Genomic DNA, 17,284 nt, shown 5'->3' on the forward strand with positions numbered 1-17,284 from the left:
AGCATATTGGTAGAATGCGAAATTGTTGCCATTCGTTGGTGCTGATCGCTAATATGCGGCGCGATGGAGCGGGAAGGTCAGTTCGTTGGGCAATCCGGCGCGTTCTTGGACGCTGTAGAGCGGACCAGCCGTGCCGCGCCCATGCACCGCCCGGTGCTGGTGATCGGGGAGCGGGGCACGGGTAAGGAACTGATCGCCGAACGTCTCCACCGCCTGTCCACGCGCTGGGGCGAGCCGCTGGTGACGGTGAACTGCGCCGCGCTGCCGGAAACCCTGATCGAAGCGGAACTGTTCGGGCACGAAGCGGGTGCGTTCACCGGCGCGACCAAGGCGCGGGTCGGCCGGTTCGAGGAAGCGGACAAGGGCACCCTGTTCCTCGACGAGCTGGGCACCCTGTCGATGGGTGCGCAGGAACGCCTGCTGCGCGCAGTCGAGTACGGCGAGGTGACGCGGATCGGTTCGTCCCGTCCGATCAGGGTCGATGTGCGGATCGTGGGCGCCACCAACGAAGACCTGCCGGCACGCGCGACCGCCGGGACGTTTCGGGCGGACCTGCTCGACCGGCTGTCGTTCGAGGTCATTACCCTGCCGCCGCTGCGGGTTCGCGAAGGAGACATCGCGGTGCTGGCCGATTACTTCGGACGCCGGATGGCCGCCGAACTGCGGTGGGAGGCGTGGCCCGGCTATGCCCCGCACGTGCAGCGAGAGCTTGAGGAGTACCGCTGGCCTGGCAATGTGCGCGAACTGCGCAACGTGGTAGAACGCGCCATCTATCGCTGGGACAATTGGGAGGAGCCGGTCGGCCATGTGCAGTTCGATCCGTTCTCCTCGCCCTGGAAGCCGATGGCCACCCCGAAATCGGGAGACAACGGGACGGCAGCTCCGGCTCTGGCCCCGGCACCCGAGCCCACCCACGAGAGCGTGCATGACCTGCGCGCTGCGGTCGAGGCCTACGAGCGGCGAATTCTGGCGCACCACCTCGGCGCGAACAGGTGGAACCAGCGGCAGACGGCCAAGGCGCTCAGCCTCAGCTACGACCAGTTGCGCCATTGCATAAAGAAGCACGGGCTGACCGAAGGCTGATCCGCTCTAGGTGTTTTGCCGGCCCTGCCCGCCACGCTTCTTCAAGACCATGGCCGGAAATGGTCTGTTATGCGGAACGAAACAGCCTGTTCTCCACCGGCCAGCCTGACAGGGAAGCGCGCCCGTTCGCGGCTGCGCGTAAGCCTGCCGGCCCGGATCGTTTCGGCCACCGGCAGCGGCGACTGCACAGTGGTCGACGTGTCCGAAACCGGTGCCCGGGTCGCTGCTCCGGAACCACCTCGCCCGGGGGTGATGGTCGTCGTACGATGCCTCCATCTGGAACTGTTCGGCACGCTGGTGTGGCGCCGCGGCGCCTTGGCGGGCATCGCCTTCGACGCGCCGTTGCGGCGCGATCAGGTAGTCGGCCTGCGCGGCCTCGCCGACGAAGCTGCCCGCATGCAGGACGAGGCTGCGCGGCAGGCGGCTCGGGCATGGGCGCAGGGCTACGACCGCTGATCTTGCGAAAAGGCGCTTGCCAATCGGGCGGGAGCAAACTATCTCTCCGGCAATCCCGACATTGTGAAAGCGAAGTAGGGGCTGGCGCCGCAAGGGGCCGGCACGAAACCGCTTTGCCACAAAGTCCAGCTAATTGGAGAGTTGATGGCCGATCTAGCCCGCCTGACTGATCTCATAGAGCCGGAGGCGCGCGCGCTTGGGCTCGATCTTGTGCGGGTCAAGATGATGGCGAGCGAGGCGGGCGAAGGCGGCCAGGCGCTGCAGATCATGGCGGAAGACCCGGCCACTGGGCAAATGATCATCGACCAGTGCGCGGCTCTGTCGCGGCGGGTGTCGGACCGCCTCGACGCTCTGGAAGAGGCGGGCGACGAGCTGATCGAGGGCGCTTATCACCTCGAAGTGTCCAGCCCAGGCATCGACCGGCCCCTGACCCGGCCCAAGGATTTCGCGAACTGGACCGGGCACGAGGCGAAGATCAGCCTGGACAAGTCGGCGCCCGGTCAACGCACTTTTCGCGGGATCCTGCGCGGGATCAACGGTGACATTGTCACTATCATCGACAACAAGGCGGGGGAAACCGCTCTGCCGCTGGCCGACATTCACTCGGCGAAGCTCGTCCTGACGGATGAACTCATCGCCGCCACCAAACCGCTCGACACCACGGGTGCCGAGGACATCGTCGAAGTAGAAGAAAAGGTCGAAGACTGATGGCCACCACTGCCGTATCCGCCAACAAGGCCGAACTGCTCGCAATCGCGAACTCGGTCGCGTCGGAAAAGATGATCGACAAGGCGATCGTCATCGAAGCGATGGAAGAAGCGATCCAGAAATCCGCGCGCAACCGCTACGGGGCGGAAAACGACATCCGGGCCAAGCTCGACCCGCAAACGGGTGACCTGCGCCTGTGGCGCGTCGTGGAAGTGGTCGAAGAGGTCGAGGACTACTTCAAGCAGGTTTCGGTCGAGCAGGCGCAGAAATTGCAGGACGGGGCCAAGGTCGGCGACTTCATCGTCGATCCGCTGCCGCCGGTTGACCTTGGCCGCATCGATGCGCAGTCTGCCAAGCAGGTCATTTTCCAGAAGGTCCGCGATGCCGAGCGCGAGCGGCAGTACGAAGAGTTCAAGGACCGAGCCGGCGAGATCATCACCGGCGTCATCAAATCGGTCGAATTTGGTCACGTCATCGTGAACCTGGGGCGCGCTGACGGAGTTATCCGCCGCGACCAGCAGATTCCGCGCGAACCGATCCGCAACGGGGAACGCATCCGCGCGCTCATCACCAAGGTCGAACGCAACAATCGCGGGCAGCAGATCTTCCTGTCGCGCGCTCACCCCGATTTCATGCGCAAGCTGTTCGCGCAGGAAGTGCCCGAAATCTACGACGGCATCATCGAGATCAAGGCCGCCGCTCGCGATCCGGGCAGCCGCGCCAAGATCGGCGTCATTAGCCGCGACAGCTCGATCGACCCGGTCGGCGCCTGCGTCGGCATGAAGGGCAGCCGCGTACAGGCGGTCGTGCAGGAACTTCAGGGCGAGAAGATCGACATCATCCCCTGGTCCGAAGATACTGCGACCTTCGTGGTCAACGCGCTGCAACCGGCGAAAGTCGCCCGGGTGGTGCTCGACGAGGAGGAAGGCAGGATCGAAGTGGTGGTGCCCGACGACCAGCTCAGCCTGGCGATCGGCCGCCGCGGGCAGAACGTGCGCCTCGCCAGCCAGCTGACCGGCCACCAGATCGACATCATGACGGAAGAAGAGGCGAGCGAGCGGCGCAGCCGCGAGTTCTCCGAACGCTCCAAGATGTTCGAGGAAGAACTGGATGTTGATGAAACCCTGTCGCAGTTGCTGGTAGCCGAAGGGTTCCAGGAACTGGAGGAAGTCGCTTATGTCGAGCTGTCGGAACTCGCCAGCATCGAAGGCTTTGACGAGGAACTGGCCGAAGAACTCCAGAACCGCGCAACCGAGGCGCTGGAGCGGCAGGAAGAGGCCCACCGGACCGAGCGGCGCGAACTGGGCGTGGAAGACGACCTTGCCGAGCTGCCCCACCTGACCGAAGCCATGCTGGTCACGCTGGGCAAGGCGGGGATCAGGACGCTGGACGATTTGGCAGACCTCGCCACCGACGAACTCATCGCCAAGAAGGCCGAAGCGCCGCGCCGGCGTGCCAGCGCAGCCGACGGCCCGCCGCAGCGCCGGCCGCAGCGAGCCGAGGACAAAGGCGGCGTGCTGGGCGCGTTCGGGCTGACCGAAGAGCAGGGCAACGAGATTATCATGGCTGCCCGCGCGCACTGGTTCGAGGACGAGGAAACGGCTGCCGATGCGGCGGGTCTCGACGCGGACAGCGCAAGCGCCGCTGACACACAGGAGGCCGCCGATGCGGACTCCACCCAATGAGCGCCTGACGCCCGCCACTGCTGAACCCGCCGACGCGTTCTCCGGAGCGCCGGAGCGGCGGTGCATCCTGACCCGCCAGTCGCGCGGCCGGGACGAGCTGACGCGCCTTGCCGTCGCATCTGACGGGCTGGTGCTGCCCGACGTGCAGGCAAGGGCACCGGGAAGGGGTGCCTGGATCGGCGTCGACCGCCCGACCCTTGAAAAGGCGATCCGCGATGGCACATTGAAGCGGGCGCTGGCGCACGCTTTCAAGAGCGGCGCTCTGCGGGTGCCCGAGGACCTGCCGGAACGGATCGACCGGGCACTGCAGAAGCTGCTGCTGGATCGTCTTGGCCTTGAATTGCGGGCAGGACACCTCCTGCTGGGTTCGCAGCGCATCGACAAGGCGGCGCGGGAAGGGCGTGTTACCTATCTGTTCCATGCCGCCGACGCCAGCGCGGATGGCGCGGCCAAGCTCGACCAGGCCTGGCGGGTAGGCACCGATGCCGAAGGTTCGGGAAAGACGGGGACACGCTTGCCACTGGACCGCAATGCCCTGTCTGTGGCAATGGGCCGGGAAAATGTCGTCCACCTCGCCCTGACGGATGAGGGTGCCGGTCGCCGGGTAGGCGCGATCGCCGGACGTTGGAGCGCATACAAGGGGACTGCGATTGCCGCCACCGGCAGGCAGAGCGGCGCTGACCCGGCTGAACCGACTGGTTTGGCCGGAACGGATTTTGTGAAGGATTGACGGGTTTTATGAGCGACGAAGACACCACCGCGCGCACGCGCAAGCCGCTGGGCCTGAAGCGGTCCGTCGACGCGGGCGAGGTCAAGCAGACCTTCAGCCACGGCCGCACCAACAAGGTCGCGGTGGAGGTGAAGCGTCGCCGCAAGCTGCTGAAGCCGGGCGAGACGGTGGAGCAGGCGCCCGCGACCGCCGCGGTGGCCGAACCGGTGGCCGCCCCGCCCCCGCCTCCTCCCCCGCCGCCCAAGCCTGCTCCGCGCCCCAGCGCACCTGCTGGCGAAACGCCGCAGGAACGGGTCGCCCGCCTCGCTCGCGAAGCCGAGGAAGATCGGCTGCGCAAGGCCGAGGAAGCCCGCCGCCGCGAGGAAGAAGCCCAGGCAAGCGCCCTTGAAGAACAGCGCCGCCGCGCGGAAGACAACCGCAGGGCCGAGGAAGAGGCGCTGCGCCGGGCGGCGGAGGCGCCTCCTGCCGAACCGGCTGCGCAGGACGAGAGCGCGAGTGCCGATCCGGCTGGCGGCGAAGCGGCCGAGGAGAGTTCCGGTTCTGCCGCAGCCGCACCCGCGCCGCGGCGGTTCACTCCGGTTGCCCGGCCAGAGCCCAAGCGTCCCGAAAAGAAGAAAGAGGAGAAGAAGACCCGTTCTGCCGGGGACGAACGCGACGACAAGCGTCGTGGCGGCAAGCTGACTGTCAACCGGGCGCTGAACTCCGACGAAGGCGCCCGCGCTCGTTCGCTGGCCGCGCTGAAGCGCGCCCGGGAAAAAGAGCGCCGTGCGCAGGGCGGGGGCGGCGGCAAGGCGCGCGAGAAGCAGGTGCGCGATGTCGTCGTGCCCGAAGCCATCACGGTGGGCGAACTGGCCAACCGCATGGCGGAAAAGGGCGCGGACCTCGTGAAGGCGCTGTTCAACATGGGCATGATGGTCACGGTCAACCAGACCATCGACCAGGACACCGCCGAACTGCTGGTGGAAGAGTTCGGCCACAACATCACCCGCGTGTCGGAAAGCGATGTCGACATCGACACGTCGGTCGATCAGGATCCCGAAGAAACGCTGCGTCCGCGGCCGCCGGTGGTCACGATCATGGGCCACGTCGACCACGGCAAGACGTCGCTGCTGGATGCGCTGCGCGGAACCGACGTGGTGAAGGGCGAGGCCGGCGGCATCACCCAGCATATCGGCGCGTACCAGATCACCACGAAGGCGGGGGACAAGATCACCTTCCTCGATACACCTGGGCACGCGGCGTTTACCGAGATGCGCGCGCGCGGTGCCAATGTCACCGACATCGTGGTGCTGGTGGTGGCGGCGGATGACGGCATCATGCCGCAGACGGTGGAGGCCATCAATCACACCCGTGCGGCGGGCGTGCCGATGATCGTCGCCATCAACAAGGTGGACAAGCCCGAGGCAAACCCGCAGCGCATCCGCGAACGCCTGCTGGAACAGAATGTCGTCGTAGAGGCCATGTCGGGCGACGTGCAGGACGTGGAAGTATCGGCCAAGACAGGCGACGGACTGGACAGGCTGGTCGAGGCGATCCAGCTGCAGGCCGAACTGCTGGACCTCAAGGCGCGGCGCGACCGCGACGCCGAAGGCATCGTGGTGGAAGCGCAGCTCGACAAGGGGCGCGGCGCGGTCGCAACCCTGCTGGTCACGCGCGGCACCTTGAAGCGCGGCGATACCTTCGTTGTCGGCACCGAGAGCGGCCGCGTCCGCGCGCTGATCGACGACAAGGGGAGCCAGGTGAAGGAAGCCGGCCCCTCCGTTCCGGTGGAGGTGCTGGGGTTGGGCGGCGTGCCGATGGCCGGCGACCAGTTGACTGTGGTGGAGAACGAACAGCGCGCCCGCGAAGTCGCAGCCTATCGGCAGGAACAGGCAACTGCCAAGCGCACCGCGCTGGCGCCGACGAACTTCGACACCATGTTCGCCGGGCTGCAGTCCAGCGTCATCGAATATCCGGTGGTGGTGAAGGCGGATGTGCAGGGTTCGGTGGAGGCCATCGTGTCGGCCCTGCACAACCTGTCGAATGACGACATCAAGGTGCGCGTGCTGCACGCCGGGGTAGGCGCGATCACCGAAACGGACGTGTCACTGGCAGCGGCATCGAAGGCGCCGATCATCGGCTTCAACGTGCGTCCCAACGCCAAGGCGCGGCAGCTGGTGGAACGCGAAAAGGTGCGGATGATGTACCACGACGTCATCTACCACCTGACCGACGAGGTCACGAAGGAGCTGCTGGGCGAACTCGGCCCGCTCAAGGTCGAGAACGTCATCGGCCGGGCCGAGGTCAAGCAGGTGTTCCCTGCGGGCAAGCGCGACAAGGCGGCCGGCCTGCTGGTGGTCGAAGGGGTGCTGCGCAAGGGGCTGCATGCCCGGCTCACCCGAAAGGATGTCATCGTATCGGCCACCGTTATCCAGTCGCTCCGCCGGTTCAAGGACGACGTGGACGAAGTGCGCACGGGGCTGGAATGCGGCGTGGTGCTGGCGGACACGAATGACATCAAGCCTGGCGACCAGCTTGAAGTCTTTGAGGTGGAGGAGCGGGAGCGGACTTTGTAGCGGCTTGACTGCTCCCCCAGCTCAGAAGGGGTGCACCCGCCACTACGCTCGCTAAGGACGGATAAGGTGAAACAGCATTCCACCCCCGAACAGCAATCGGTCCGCGTCCTGAAGGTGGGGGAGCGGGTGCGGCATATCCTGTCGGAACTGCTCGTCCGGCAGGAGGTGCATGACGACACGCTCAGCGCCCACGCCGTCAGCGTGACGGAGGTGCGCATGACCCCCGACCTGCGCCACGCGATGGCCTATATCAAGCCGCTGCTGGGCCGGGACGAGGCGGCGGTGCTGAAGGCCCTGCGCACCAACACCGCGTTCTTCCAGAAGGAAGTAGCCAAGCGCCTCGGCCTAAAGTTCGCGCCCAAGCTGCGGTTCGCCGCCGACGAGAGCTTCGACGAGGCGGAGCGGATCGAGCGGTTGCTGCGCGACGAAAAGGTGGTCCGCGACCTCCAAGACGAGGACTAGAGTCGCCCGCTGATTACTGCGCCTGCGTCGGAGCGGTGGGCGCGATCGTCGTCGGCGGGTCCATGAACACCTGTGCCCCCGGTCCCAGCGGCAGGTCGAGAGCGACCCATGCGATCACCAGCGCCAGACCCGACAGCAGCAGCCCGATGGAGTAGGGCAGCATGGTGGCCGCCAGCGAACCCAGCCCGAAATCCTTCTGCCACCGCTGGCAGAAGATGAGGATCAGCGGGAAATACACCATCAGCGGGGTGATGATGTTCGTCGCCCCGTCGCCGACGCGGTAAGCGGCTGTGGTCATCTCCGGCGTAATGCCCAGCAGCATCAGCATTGGCACCATCACCGGCGCCAGCAGTGCCCATTTGGCACTGGCCGACCCGACGAACAGATTAAGCAGTCCGGTCACCACCACGATCGCGCCGAGCAGTGCCCAGGCCGGCAGGCCGCTGGCGCGCAGGCCGTCGGCGCCGTTCACCGCCAGGATGAGGCCCAGATTGGACCACGCGAACATCGCCACGAAGTGCGCGGCGGCAAATGCCAGCACCAGGTAATAGGCAAGGTCGGCCATCGACCCTGACATCATCTGCACCAGATCGCGGTGGTTCTTCACCGTGCCCGCCGCCTTGCCGTACGCCCAACCGGCCAGCAGGAACAGGATGAAGAAGCCGGCCACCAGGCTTTGATAGAACGGGGTCAGCCGCGCTTCGGGGGTCGCCTCTTCATTGATCAGCGGCGTTCCCGGCCCCAGCGTGAAGAACAGCCACAGGCCGATCACGAACAGCGTGGCAAGTCCGGCCCAGCGCAGTCCTTGCCGCTCGCCGGCGGTGAGGGGGCGGTCGCCATCTTCTACCTCGCCCTGCTGTTCCGGGCTGGTGCCGCCTGCCATTGCCGCGTTCCACGTCCCGAGCCGCGGCTCGATCAGGCGGTCAGTCACGAACCAGATGACCGGCAGGAACACGAAGGTCATGGCGAAGATAAAGTACCAGTTGCCCGCAATATTGGCGGTAAAGCCGCCGAACACGGTCTCAACACTGGCTTCCGTGATACCGAACAGCAGCGCATCAAGCTGACCCGGCAGCAGGTTGGCGGAAAACCCGCCCGAAACTCCGGCAAAGGCTGCGGCTATGCCGGCGATGGGGTGGCGCCCGGCGGCGTGAAAAATGATCCCGGCCAGGGGGATCAGCACGACATAGGCGGCATCCGCAGCCAGATTGCCGACCATGCCGACCAGCGCAACGATAGGCGTCAGCAAGTGCTTGGGCGCGTCTTTCACGCCGGCGCGCATGGCGGTGCCGAACAGGCCGGCCCGTTCCGCGACGCCGGCGCCCAGCATGACGACCAGCACATAGCCAAGCGGGTGGAAGTGCGTGAAGGTGGTCGGCATCTCCACCCACAACCGCTGGATATTGCCGGGCGAGAGCAGGCTTTCGGCGGCGATGACCCGCGCCGCGCCCGTTGCCTCGTCAACTTCGGTCGGGTGAGTGACCGCCCAACCCGCCAGCGACGCGACGATGGAGATGACGATCAGGACACCGATGAGGCCGAAGAACAGGAATACCGGATCGGGCAGCCGGTTGCCGGTGCGCTCTATCCAGCCAAGTATTCCCCGCTGCGCATCCGCAGCCGCCACATTGTCCGCCACTCATCCTCCCAACCATGCTTGCGCGCCGCGCGGCTTTGCCCGAAGGGGCCGCCGCGATGGCCAAGTTGTATTTCTACTATGCCAGCATGAACGCAGGCAAATCAACCAACCTGTTGCAGGCCGATTTTAACTATCGGGAACGGGGCATGGCGACGATGCTGTGGACCGCCGGGCTGGACACCCGCTCGGCCGGGCAGCCGATCGCGAGCCGCATCGGGCTGGAGGCGGGGGCGCATCTGTTCCACCCCGACACGGACCTGTGGATAGAAGTCAACGAGGCTCACCAGCGCCGGCCGCTCGCCTGCGTGCTGGTGGACGAGGCGCAGTTCCTGTCCCCGGCGCAGGTTTGGCAGTGCGCCCGGCTCGCCGACGAGGCGGACATTCCCGTGCTGTGCTATGGCCTGAGGACCGATTTTCGCGGCGAGCTGTTCGCCGGGTCCGCCGCGCTTCTGGGTATCGCGGATGCTCTCGTCGAACTGAAGGCGGTCTGCCACTGCGGGCGCAAGGCAACGATGAACCTCAGGGTGGACGAACAGGGGCGGGCGGTGAACGAGGGCGCACAGACGGAAATCGGCGGCAACGACCGGTATGTTGCGCTGTGCCGCCGTCATTTCGTGCATGGGATCGGCGGAGCGCTGGCGGGCTGACCCGCCACGCCCCATATACCCGCCATGTCCGACACCATCATGCTGGCGCTGATCCTGGTGCCTTCCCTCATCATCGCCATCGTCTTTCACGAGGTGGCGCATGGCTGGGTGGCAAACGCGCTGGGCGATCCGACCGCGCGCGAGCAGCGGCGGCTCAGCCTCAATCCGCTTCGCCATGTCGATCCGGTCGGCACGCTGGTCGTGCCTGGCCTGCTGGCGCTGGCGAAGGGGCCGATCTTCGGCTGGGCCAAGCCGGTACCGGTCGTCAAGGACCGGCTGCGCAATCCGCGCTGGGGCATGGTGGCGGTCGCGGCGGCGGGGCCGGGCACCAACTTCATTCTCGGGCTGGTCGGGGCGGTTCTGCTCGGCGCGGTGCTGAAGGTGCTGACCAGCGGCAACGGGTCCGTGTGGATGATGGGGCTGGCAAACGGGCTGGAATACTTCATCATCATCAACATCTTCATCGCGCTGTTCAACCTCTTGCCGATCCCGCCGTTCGACGGCTCGCACATCGTGGAGGGGATCCTGCCGGAAAAGGCGGCGCGCCAGTATGAACGGCTGCGACCTGTCGGCATGGTGTTTTTCTTCGGCCTGGTCGCACTCACCTGGTTTGCGCCGCAGCTGGGGGTTATCGAAAACGTCATCCTGCCGCCGGTGGAATGGCTGCACGGCCGCTACATGCAGGTCGTCAGCGCGGTGGCGGGCTGACCCATGGCTGACAGCAGCGCCCCTTCGGGCTGGATCATCCTCGACAAGCCGCCCGGCCTGGGGTCGACGCAGGCGGTCGGCGCGGTCAAGCGCAACCTCAGGGAAGCCGGATATGCGCGCGTCAAGGTCGGGCATGGCGGCACGCTGGACCCGCTGGCGCAAGGCGTGCTGCCGATTGCGCTGGGCGAGGCGACCAAGCTGTGCGGCCGCTTGCTCGACTCCAGCAAGGTTTACGAGTTCACCATCCAGTTCGGGTCAGAGACGGACACGCTCGACACCGAGGGCCGGGTGGTGGAGCAGACCGAGCACCGCCCTCCGCGCGCGGCGATTGCCGCCATCCTTCCGCATTTCAAAGGGGAGATCGAACAGGTTCCGCCCGCCTATTCGGCGCTGAAGGTTGGTGGCCGGCGCGCGTTCGACCGCGCCCGGTCGGGAGAGGCGGTCGAATTGCAGCCGCGGCGGGTCAGGATTCATTCGCTGACCTTTCTTCCCAGCGGCGGAGAAGAGGAAGATGCGCTGGCTGACGCCGCAGAGGACTTGCCCCGAAAATCAGTCTCGCCCGATCAGGACGCCGGGCTGTTCAGCACCTTTGCCACGACCATGGGTCGGCCCGACCCGTTCGATCCCACGGCGCCGCTGGAACTCGTCGACAGCATCACTCTGATGGCCCATGTGAGCAAGGGGACCTACATCCGTTCCCTGGCGCGCGACGTCGCCCGTGCGCTTGGCACGCTGGGCCATGTCACCTATCTGCGGCGGACAAGGGCCGGACCCTTCGGCCAGGGTCAGGCGATTTCGCTGGACAAACTGAACACGATCGGTCAAGGCGCGGCCCTTAACGACCTCCTCCTGCCGCTGGAGGCGGGGCTGGACGACATCCCGGCTCTGCACCTCGATCCCGCAAGCGCGCAGGCGGTCCGCCAGGGCCGGGTCATCGCGGAACTGTCCCAGGCCGACGGCCTCTATCTTGCCAAGCTGGACGGTGTTCCGGTGGCGTTGATGGAACTGGCGCAAGGCGCGGCCAAGGTCGTGCGGGGCTTCAACCTGATCGATGTCGCGGAGTAGCACACATGACCGTCACGGCGGAAAAGAAGCAGGAAATCATCAAGGATAACGCCCGCGAAGCGAACGATACCGGTTCGCCCGAAGTGCAGGTCGCCATCCTGACGGAACGGATCCGCAACCTGACCGAACACTTCAAGGAGCACCACAAGGACAACCATTCCCGCCGTGGTCTCCTGATGATGGTGAACAAGCGTCGCACGCTGCTCGCCTATCTCAAGAAGGTCGATCTGGAGCGGTACAACGCCTTGATCCAGAAGCTCGGACTTCGCAAATAAGGGTTTCGTGAAGGGCGGCTCGACAAGGCCGCCCTTCGCTTATGGGCTGACGGCGCAATTCGGCGCCAGAGCCGGGGGCCGCAACAAGGCCCCACACCGGACCGGGACGGTTTACCCGGCATCAGAGGCCCCGCGCATGCAATATGGCTGGCGGGTTCAGAAGGAAAATACATGTTCGATACCAAGAAAGTAGAGCTGGAGTGGGGCGGAAAGACCCTCACTCTGGAAACCGGCCGCATCGCGCGGCAGGCCGATGGCGCCGTGTTGGCGACCTATGGCGAAACGGTGGTGCTGTGCGCCGTGACGGCGGCACGCACCGTAAAGGAAGGGCAGGATTTCTTCCCGCTCACCGTGCATTATCAGGAAAAGTTTTCCGCCGCCGGCCGCATTCCGGGCGGGTTCTTCAAGCGTGAAGGCCGTCCGACCGAAAAGGAAACGCTGACCAGCCGTCTGATCGACCGGCCCGTCCGCCCGCTGTTCCCGGAAGGGTTCTACAACGAGATCAACGTTATCGCGCAGGTTCTGTCGTATGACGGCGAGAGCGAGCCGGACATCGTAGCGATGATCGCCGCGTCTGCCGCGCTGACCCTGTCAGGCGTGCCTTTCATGGGCCCGATCGGTGCCGCCCGCGTTGGCTTCATCGACGGCGAGTACGTGCTGAACCCCATGCCCGACAAGGCGCTGGAGGAAGGACGTCTCGATCTGGTGGTCGCCGCCACCAACGATGCGGTCATGATGGTCGAGTCCGAAGCCAAGGAACTGACCGAGGAAGAGATGCTGGGCGCCGTCAGCTTCGCCCATGCGGAATGCCGCAAGGTCATCAGCGCCATCATCGACCTTGCCGAACAGGCGGCAAAGGATCCGTGGGATCTGCAGCCGGTCGACGACAAGTCGGCGGTTCTGGACGAACTGCGCGGGTTGATCGGGGATGACCTCGCCGCCGCCTACCGCATCACCAACAAGGCGCAGCGGCAGGACGCGGTCAACGCCGCCCGCGCCAAGGCGCGCGAGCATTACGAAAGCCAGGAACACGCCGATCCGGCGCAGTACCTGGGCAAGCTGAAGCTCGTGAAGAAGCTGGAATCCGATATCGTGCGCAAGGCCATCCTGAAGGACGGGCAGCGCATCGACGGGCGTTCGGTGGATCAGGTCCGCCCGATCGAGGCGATGGTACACTTCCTGCCCCGGACCCATGGTTCGGCCCTGTTCACGCGCGGTGAGACGCAGGCGATCTGCACCACCACGCTGGGCACCCGCGATGCGGAGCAGATGATCGACGGACTGGAAGGCCTCTCCTATTCGAATTTCATGCTGCACTACAACTTCCCGCCGTATTCGGTAGGTGAGGTTGGCCGGTTCGGCGCGACCAGCCGCCGCGAAACGGGGCATGGTAAGCTCGCCTGGCGCGCGTTGCGCCCGGTCCTGCCGTCCAAGGAAGACTTCCCCTACACGATCCGCGTCTTGTCCGACATCACGGAGAGCAATGGGTCATCCTCGATGGCGACGGTGTGCGGCGGGTGCCTCAGCATGATGGACGCGGGCGTTCCGATTGAACGGCCGGTCAGCGGCATCGCCATGGGCCTGATCCTGGAAGGCAGCGATTTCACCGTCCTGTCCGACATCCTGGGTGACGAAGATCACCTGGGCGACATGGACTTCAAGGTCGCCGGCACCGAAAGGGGTATCACCTCGCTCCAGATGGACATCAAGGTGGCCGGGATCACCGAGGACATCATGCGCAAGGCACTGGCCCAGGCCAAGGAAGGCCGCGCGCATATCCTGGGCGAAATGCTGAAGGCGCTGGGTTCTGCCCGCACGGAACTTTCGGCCCATGCTCCGCGGATCGAGACGATCACCATCGACAAGTCGAAAATTCGCGACGTTATCGGCACCGGCGGCAAGGTCATTCGTGAAATCGTCGCGGAAACCGGCGCCAAGGTCGACATTGACGATGAAGGTATCATCAAGATCAGCTCGTCCGACGGCGCGCAGATCGAAGCCGCAAAGAAGTGGATCCTCGGCATCGTCGAAGAGGCGGAAGTCGGCAAGATCTACGACGGCAAGGTCGTCAACATCGTCGATTTCGGCGCGTTCGTGAATTTCATGGGCGGCAAGGACGGTCTCGTCCACGTGTCCGAGATGCGGAACGAGCGGGTGGAGAAGCCGACCGACGTCGTGTCCGAAGGTCAGGCGGTGAAGGTCAAGGTGCTGGAGATCGATCCGCGCGGCAAGGTACGCCTGTCGATGCGGGTGGTTGACCAGGAAACCGGCGAGGAACTTGAAGACACCCGGCCTCCTCGCGAACCGCGCGGCGATCGCGGGGATCGGGGCGATCGTGGCGGCGGCCGGGGCGGCCGTGACGGCGACCGCCGGCGCCCCAGGGGCGACCGCGACGGTGGCCAGCGCGGCGGCGACCGTGGACCCCGCGGCGATCGTCAGTCCCGTGATGGAGATGGCGAAGGCAAGAGTGGCGGCGACGTCGACCATATGCCCGCGTTCCTGAAGGACTGACTGCGCGTCCCTTGTTGGGCAAGACTTGGGCCGTGGGCAAAGCGCCTACGGCCCTTTTCTTGGATGAGGTTGGCTGCCAGACAACGATAACTGGATCGCCGAAGGATCAGCCTGCCGATGAGCGACACGCCGTCACAATCCGCCACCGACTTCCTGCGCCATCTGCCCCTCGCCCGCAATCGGCCCTGGGTTGGCTACACGGTGGCGATGGGACTGTCGTTCGCCGCCTGGTGGGTTCGCTGGACCATCGGCAGCGGCCTGCCGGCCGGATTTCCTTACCTCACCTTTTTCCCGGCCGTCATCCTGACCGCATTCCTGTTTGGGCTGAGACCAGGGTTGCTGGCTGCGATCCTGTCGTTTCTGGCGGCCTGGTACTTTTTCGTGGCGCCGTTCAACAGTTTTGAACTGCACTACGATTCTTCTCTTGCCCTCGGGTTCTTCATCTTCATCGTTTCGGTGGAACTTGCCGTCATCCACTGGATGCAGACCGCCAATCAGCAGCTGTTCCGCGAGCGGGAGCGCAGCGCGCAACTCGCGGAAACGCGCGAGATGCTGTTCAAGGAACTGCAGCACCGCGTCGGCAACAACATCCAGATGGTGGGATCGCTCCTCGCGCTGCAAAAGCGGCGCGTGACCGAACCCGCCGCCCGCGACGCGCTGGACGAGGCGAGCCGGCGGCTGGGGCTGGTCGGCAGAATCCAGCGGCAATTGTATGATCCGGCGGGCGCTCAGCTGAGCTTGGCGGCCTATATCGACCAGATCTGCCGCGACGTCATCGCGGCGTCCGGCCGGGCGGACATAGACTACCAGTTCGAGGCGCACTCTAACGCGGTGCTGCCTCCGGAAAAGGCGATCCCGACCGCGCTGGTCGTGGCGGAGGCGCTGAACAATGCGCTGGAACATGGGTTCGGCCTGACCGGAGAGGGGCAGGTGATTGTCACCGTGGCCCCGGTGGACGGCGGAACACAGATCGTGATTGCCGATAACGGCGCCGGCTTGCCGGCCGGTTTCGACCTTGCGCAGGCGGAAAGCCTGGGGTTGAAGATCGCCCGTACTTTGGCGCAGTCCCTGGGCGGCAGCTTCACCATGAGCGCCGCGCCCGTCGGCGAAGGAACGGTTGCCCGGCTGGAAATTGCGTCCGACCTGCCGGAGCCACCGCTGCCCGGGTGAGTCAGGCTTTGCCCCAACGGGGTGAATTGGCCGACCCTGTCAGTCTCGCCGCCTACCGCTCGTAGCCGGCGAGTTCCTGCCCGGTCAGCGTGACCACATGGAGCAGATTGGTCGCGCCGGGCGTTCCGAACGGCACGCCTGCCAGCACGATCAGGCGCGCACCCGCCTCCCCGAACCCGTGGCGCAGGGCCATTCGTTTGCCCTTGGCGATCATCTCTTCGAAACTGCCGATGTCCTTGGTGACAACCGGGTAAGCGCCCCACAGCAGCGCACACCGGCGAGCCGTTGCCCGCGACGGCGTCAGAACCATGACGGGCACGCTGGGCCGCTCTCGCGCAACGCGCCGGGCGGTCGACCCGGACGCGGTGAACACGGCGATGGCACCGATCCGGATGGTGTCGGCAATGGTCATGCACGAATGTGACAGGGCGTCGGCGGTGGTGGCGTCAGGCGTCGTGGCAAGGAAGCGGACCCGTTCCAGATAGGCGTCATCGCCTTCTACCTGACGCGCGATGCGCGACATGATGGCGACGGCTTCTTCCGGCCATTCGCCTGCCGCCGTTTCAGCCGACAGCATCACCGCGTCCGCCCCGTCATAAACCGCGTTGGCGACGTCCGACACCTCGGCCCGGGTCGGAGCGGGAGATTCAATCATGGATTCCAGCATCTGGGTCGCGACGATCACGGGCTTGCCCGCAGTGCGCGTGGCATTGACGATCTTCTTCTGCAACGGCGGAACCTCTTCGGGATACAGCTCCACGCCAAGGTCGCCGCGCGCCACCATGATGCCGTCCGACAGCTCGATCAGTTCGGCCAGCCGTCGGATGGCCGACGGCTTTTCGATCTTGGCGCACAGCAGCGCCTTGCCACCGATGAGCTTCCTTGCCTCCGCCAGATCTTCCGGCCGTTGAACAAAGGAAAGCCCGATCCAGTCGCAACCGTGCTCCACCGCGAAGGCGAGGTCCGCCCTGTCCTTTTCGGTAAGGGCCGGGATCGGAACCTCCGCATCGGGCACATTGACCCCCTTGCGGTCGGAGATGACGCCGCCGACCTCGGCCGAACAGAGGATGGCATCCGCGTCAGCCCGGATCACCTTCAGCTGGATCTTGCCATCGTTGATCAGCAGCCGCTGACCCTTTTGCATGATGCCGAACAGTTCGGGGTGGGGCAGGTACACGCGCGTCTCGTCGCCGGGTTCAGGATTGCGATCGAGCGTGAAGTGGCCGGAGTGGCGGATGATCGCCCGTCCGTTCGCGAAGGTGCCGACGCGCAGTTTCGGCCCCTGCAAGTCGGCGAGGATGGCGATGGGGCGGTTGAACCGCGCCTCCAGATCGCGGATCGCCTTGATGACGGCGGCATGGTCCGCCTTGTCGCCGTGGCTCATGTTCACGCGAAACGCGTCGGCCCCTGCGCGCAGCAGCCGTTCCAGCATCTCCGGAGTATTGCTGGCAGGGCCAAGCGTTGCGAGAATCTTGACCTTGCGGCCGCGGGGTTGAAGCTTTGCCATGGCCGGTGCCCTATGCGAGCAGCGGGGGCCATTGCAACGCCAGAACACCGCCTTTCCGTGACGCCAAGGCACTTTCGTTTGCC

15 protein-coding genes are annotated in these 17,284 nt (G+C 65.6%); 13 read left to right on the forward strand and 2 right to left on the reverse strand.

Annotation, left to right across the window (positions count from 1 at the left end; translation table 11 throughout):
• The first annotated feature begins 63 nt into the window (after positions 1 to 63).
• The 7 genes from pspF to rbfA all read left to right on the forward strand — a co-directional run bounded on the left by pspF (position 64) and on the right by rbfA (position 7,679).
• Positions 64 to 1,083 (forward strand): phage shock protein operon transcriptional activator, encoded by a 1,020-nt coding sequence (gene pspF / locus LHJ54_RS05625; protein WP_228242935.1) that lies wholly within the window; start codon positions 64 to 66, stop codon positions 1,081 to 1,083.
• Positions 1,084 to 1,152: 69 nt separating this feature from the next.
• On the forward strand, positions 1,153 to 1,539 hold the full coding sequence (locus tag LHJ54_RS05630) for a PilZ domain-containing protein (protein WP_228242936.1): 387 nt from the start codon (positions 1,153 to 1,155) through the stop codon (positions 1,537 to 1,539).
• 144 nt (positions 1,540 to 1,683) lie between these two features.
• Positions 1,684 to 2,247: a ribosome maturation protein RimP gene (gene rimP, locus LHJ54_RS05635; RefSeq protein ID WP_228242937.1), complete on the forward strand. Its 564-nt coding sequence runs from the start codon at positions 1,684 to 1,686 to the stop codon at positions 2,245 to 2,247.
• Complete coding sequence (gene nusA / locus LHJ54_RS05640; RefSeq protein WP_228242938.1) at positions 2,247 to 3,932, forward strand: transcription termination factor NusA; 1,686 nt, start codon at positions 2,247 to 2,249, stop codon at positions 3,930 to 3,932. The genes rimP and nusA overlap by 1 nt, the downstream gene beginning before the upstream one ends.
• Positions 3,913 to 4,662, forward strand: coding sequence for a DUF448 domain-containing protein (locus LHJ54_RS05645; protein ID WP_228242939.1), 750 nt, complete (start codon positions 3,913 to 3,915; stop codon positions 4,660 to 4,662). Before nusA ends, LHJ54_RS05645 begins: the two co-directional genes overlap by 20 nt.
• 8 nt (positions 4,663 to 4,670) lie before the next feature.
• On the forward strand, positions 4,671 to 7,217 hold the full coding sequence (infB, locus tag LHJ54_RS05650) for a translation initiation factor IF-2 (RefSeq protein ID WP_228242940.1): 2,547 nt from the start codon (positions 4,671 to 4,673) through the stop codon (positions 7,215 to 7,217).
• Between the two features lie 66 nt (positions 7,218 to 7,283).
• Positions 7,284 to 7,679, forward strand: coding sequence for a 30S ribosome-binding factor RbfA (gene rbfA, locus LHJ54_RS05655; protein ID WP_228242941.1), 396 nt, complete (start codon positions 7,284 to 7,286; stop codon positions 7,677 to 7,679).
• Positions 7,680 to 7,692: 13 nt separating this feature from the next.
• Here rbfA and LHJ54_RS05660 read toward each other — a convergent pair whose 3' ends face one another.
• Positions 7,693 to 9,318, reverse strand: coding sequence for an AbgT family transporter (locus LHJ54_RS05660; RefSeq protein WP_228242942.1), 1,626 nt, complete (start codon positions 9,316 to 9,318; stop codon positions 7,693 to 7,695).
• A gap of 56 nt (positions 9,319 to 9,374) precedes the next feature.
• On the opposite strand from LHJ54_RS05660, the gene LHJ54_RS05665 reads away from it, so the two are divergent.
• The 6 genes from LHJ54_RS05665 (at position 9,375) to LHJ54_RS05690 (ending at position 15,694) form a co-directional block, all read left to right on the forward strand.
• Positions 9,375 to 9,965, forward strand: coding sequence for a thymidine kinase (locus LHJ54_RS05665; protein ID WP_228242943.1), 591 nt, complete (start codon positions 9,375 to 9,377; stop codon positions 9,963 to 9,965).
• A 24-nt stretch (positions 9,966 to 9,989) separates the two neighbouring features.
• On the forward strand, positions 9,990 to 10,673 hold the full coding sequence (locus LHJ54_RS05670; RefSeq protein WP_228242944.1) for a site-2 protease family protein: 684 nt from the start codon (positions 9,990 to 9,992) through the stop codon (positions 10,671 to 10,673).
• Between the two features lie 3 nt (positions 10,674 to 10,676).
• The gene (gene truB / locus LHJ54_RS05675) at positions 10,677 to 11,738 is read left to right on the forward strand and encodes a tRNA pseudouridine(55) synthase TruB (RefSeq protein ID WP_228242945.1); all 1,062 of its coding nucleotides are present in this window, start codon (positions 10,677 to 10,679) and stop codon (positions 11,736 to 11,738) included.
• A 5-nt stretch (positions 11,739 to 11,743) separates the two neighbouring features.
• A complete protein-coding gene (gene rpsO, locus LHJ54_RS05680; protein ID WP_228242946.1) occupies positions 11,744 to 12,013 on the forward strand; it encodes a 30S ribosomal protein S15 in 270 nt (89 codons plus the stop codon).
• Positions 12,014 to 12,184: 171 nt separating this feature from the next.
• Entirely contained in the window at positions 12,185 to 14,524 is a 2,340-nt protein-coding gene (gene pnp / locus LHJ54_RS05685; RefSeq protein ID WP_228242947.1) for a polyribonucleotide nucleotidyltransferase, read from the forward strand.
• A gap of 117 nt (positions 14,525 to 14,641) precedes the next feature.
• Entirely contained in the window at positions 14,642 to 15,694 is a 1,053-nt protein-coding gene (locus LHJ54_RS05690) for a sensor histidine kinase (protein ID WP_228242948.1), read from the forward strand.
• A gap of 52 nt (positions 15,695 to 15,746) precedes the next feature.
• Here the strand turns inward: LHJ54_RS05690 and pyk are convergent, their stop codons facing one another.
• A complete protein-coding gene (gene pyk, locus LHJ54_RS05695; protein WP_228242949.1) occupies positions 15,747 to 17,201 on the reverse strand; it encodes a pyruvate kinase in 1,455 nt (484 codons plus the stop codon).
• Positions 17,202 to 17,284 lie beyond the last annotated feature (83 nt).

Source organism: Porphyrobacter sp. GA68, from assembly GCF_022605525.1.
Taxonomy (GTDB): domain Bacteria; phylum Pseudomonadota; class Alphaproteobacteria; order Sphingomonadales; family Sphingomonadaceae; genus Qipengyuania_B.

Coding starts and splice junctions, on each gene's coding strand:
- pspF (WP_228242935.1), top strand. CDS start 64: ATGGAGCGGGAAGGTCAGTTCGTTGGGCAATCCGGCGCGTTCTTGGAC.
- LHJ54_RS05630 (WP_228242936.1), top strand. CDS start 1,153: ATGCGGAACGAAACAGCCTGTTCTCCACCGGCCAGCCTGACAGGGAAG.
- rimP (WP_228242937.1), top strand. CDS start 1,684: ATGGCCGATCTAGCCCGCCTGACTGATCTCATAGAGCCGGAGGCGCGC.
- nusA (WP_228242938.1), top strand. CDS start 2,247: ATGGCCACCACTGCCGTATCCGCCAACAAGGCCGAACTGCTCGCAATC.
- LHJ54_RS05645 (WP_228242939.1), top strand. CDS start 3,913: ATGCGGACTCCACCCAATGAGCGCCTGACGCCCGCCACTGCTGAACCC.
- infB (WP_228242940.1), top strand. CDS start 4,671: ATGAGCGACGAAGACACCACCGCGCGCACGCGCAAGCCGCTGGGCCTG.
- LHJ54_RS05665 (WP_228242943.1), top strand. CDS start 9,375: ATGGCCAAGTTGTATTTCTACTATGCCAGCATGAACGCAGGCAAATCA.
- LHJ54_RS05670 (WP_228242944.1), top strand. CDS start 9,990: ATGTCCGACACCATCATGCTGGCGCTGATCCTGGTGCCTTCCCTCATC.
- truB (WP_228242945.1), top strand. CDS start 10,677: ATGGCTGACAGCAGCGCCCCTTCGGGCTGGATCATCCTCGACAAGCCG.
- rpsO (WP_228242946.1), top strand. CDS start 11,744: ATGACCGTCACGGCGGAAAAGAAGCAGGAAATCATCAAGGATAACGCC.
- pnp (WP_228242947.1), top strand. CDS start 12,185: ATGTTCGATACCAAGAAAGTAGAGCTGGAGTGGGGCGGAAAGACCCTC.
- LHJ54_RS05690 (WP_228242948.1), top strand. CDS start 14,642: ATGAGCGACACGCCGTCACAATCCGCCACCGACTTCCTGCGCCATCTG.
- pyk (WP_228242949.1), bottom strand. CDS start 17,201: ATGGCAAAGCTTCAACCCCGCGGCCGCAAGGTCAAGATTCTCGCAACG.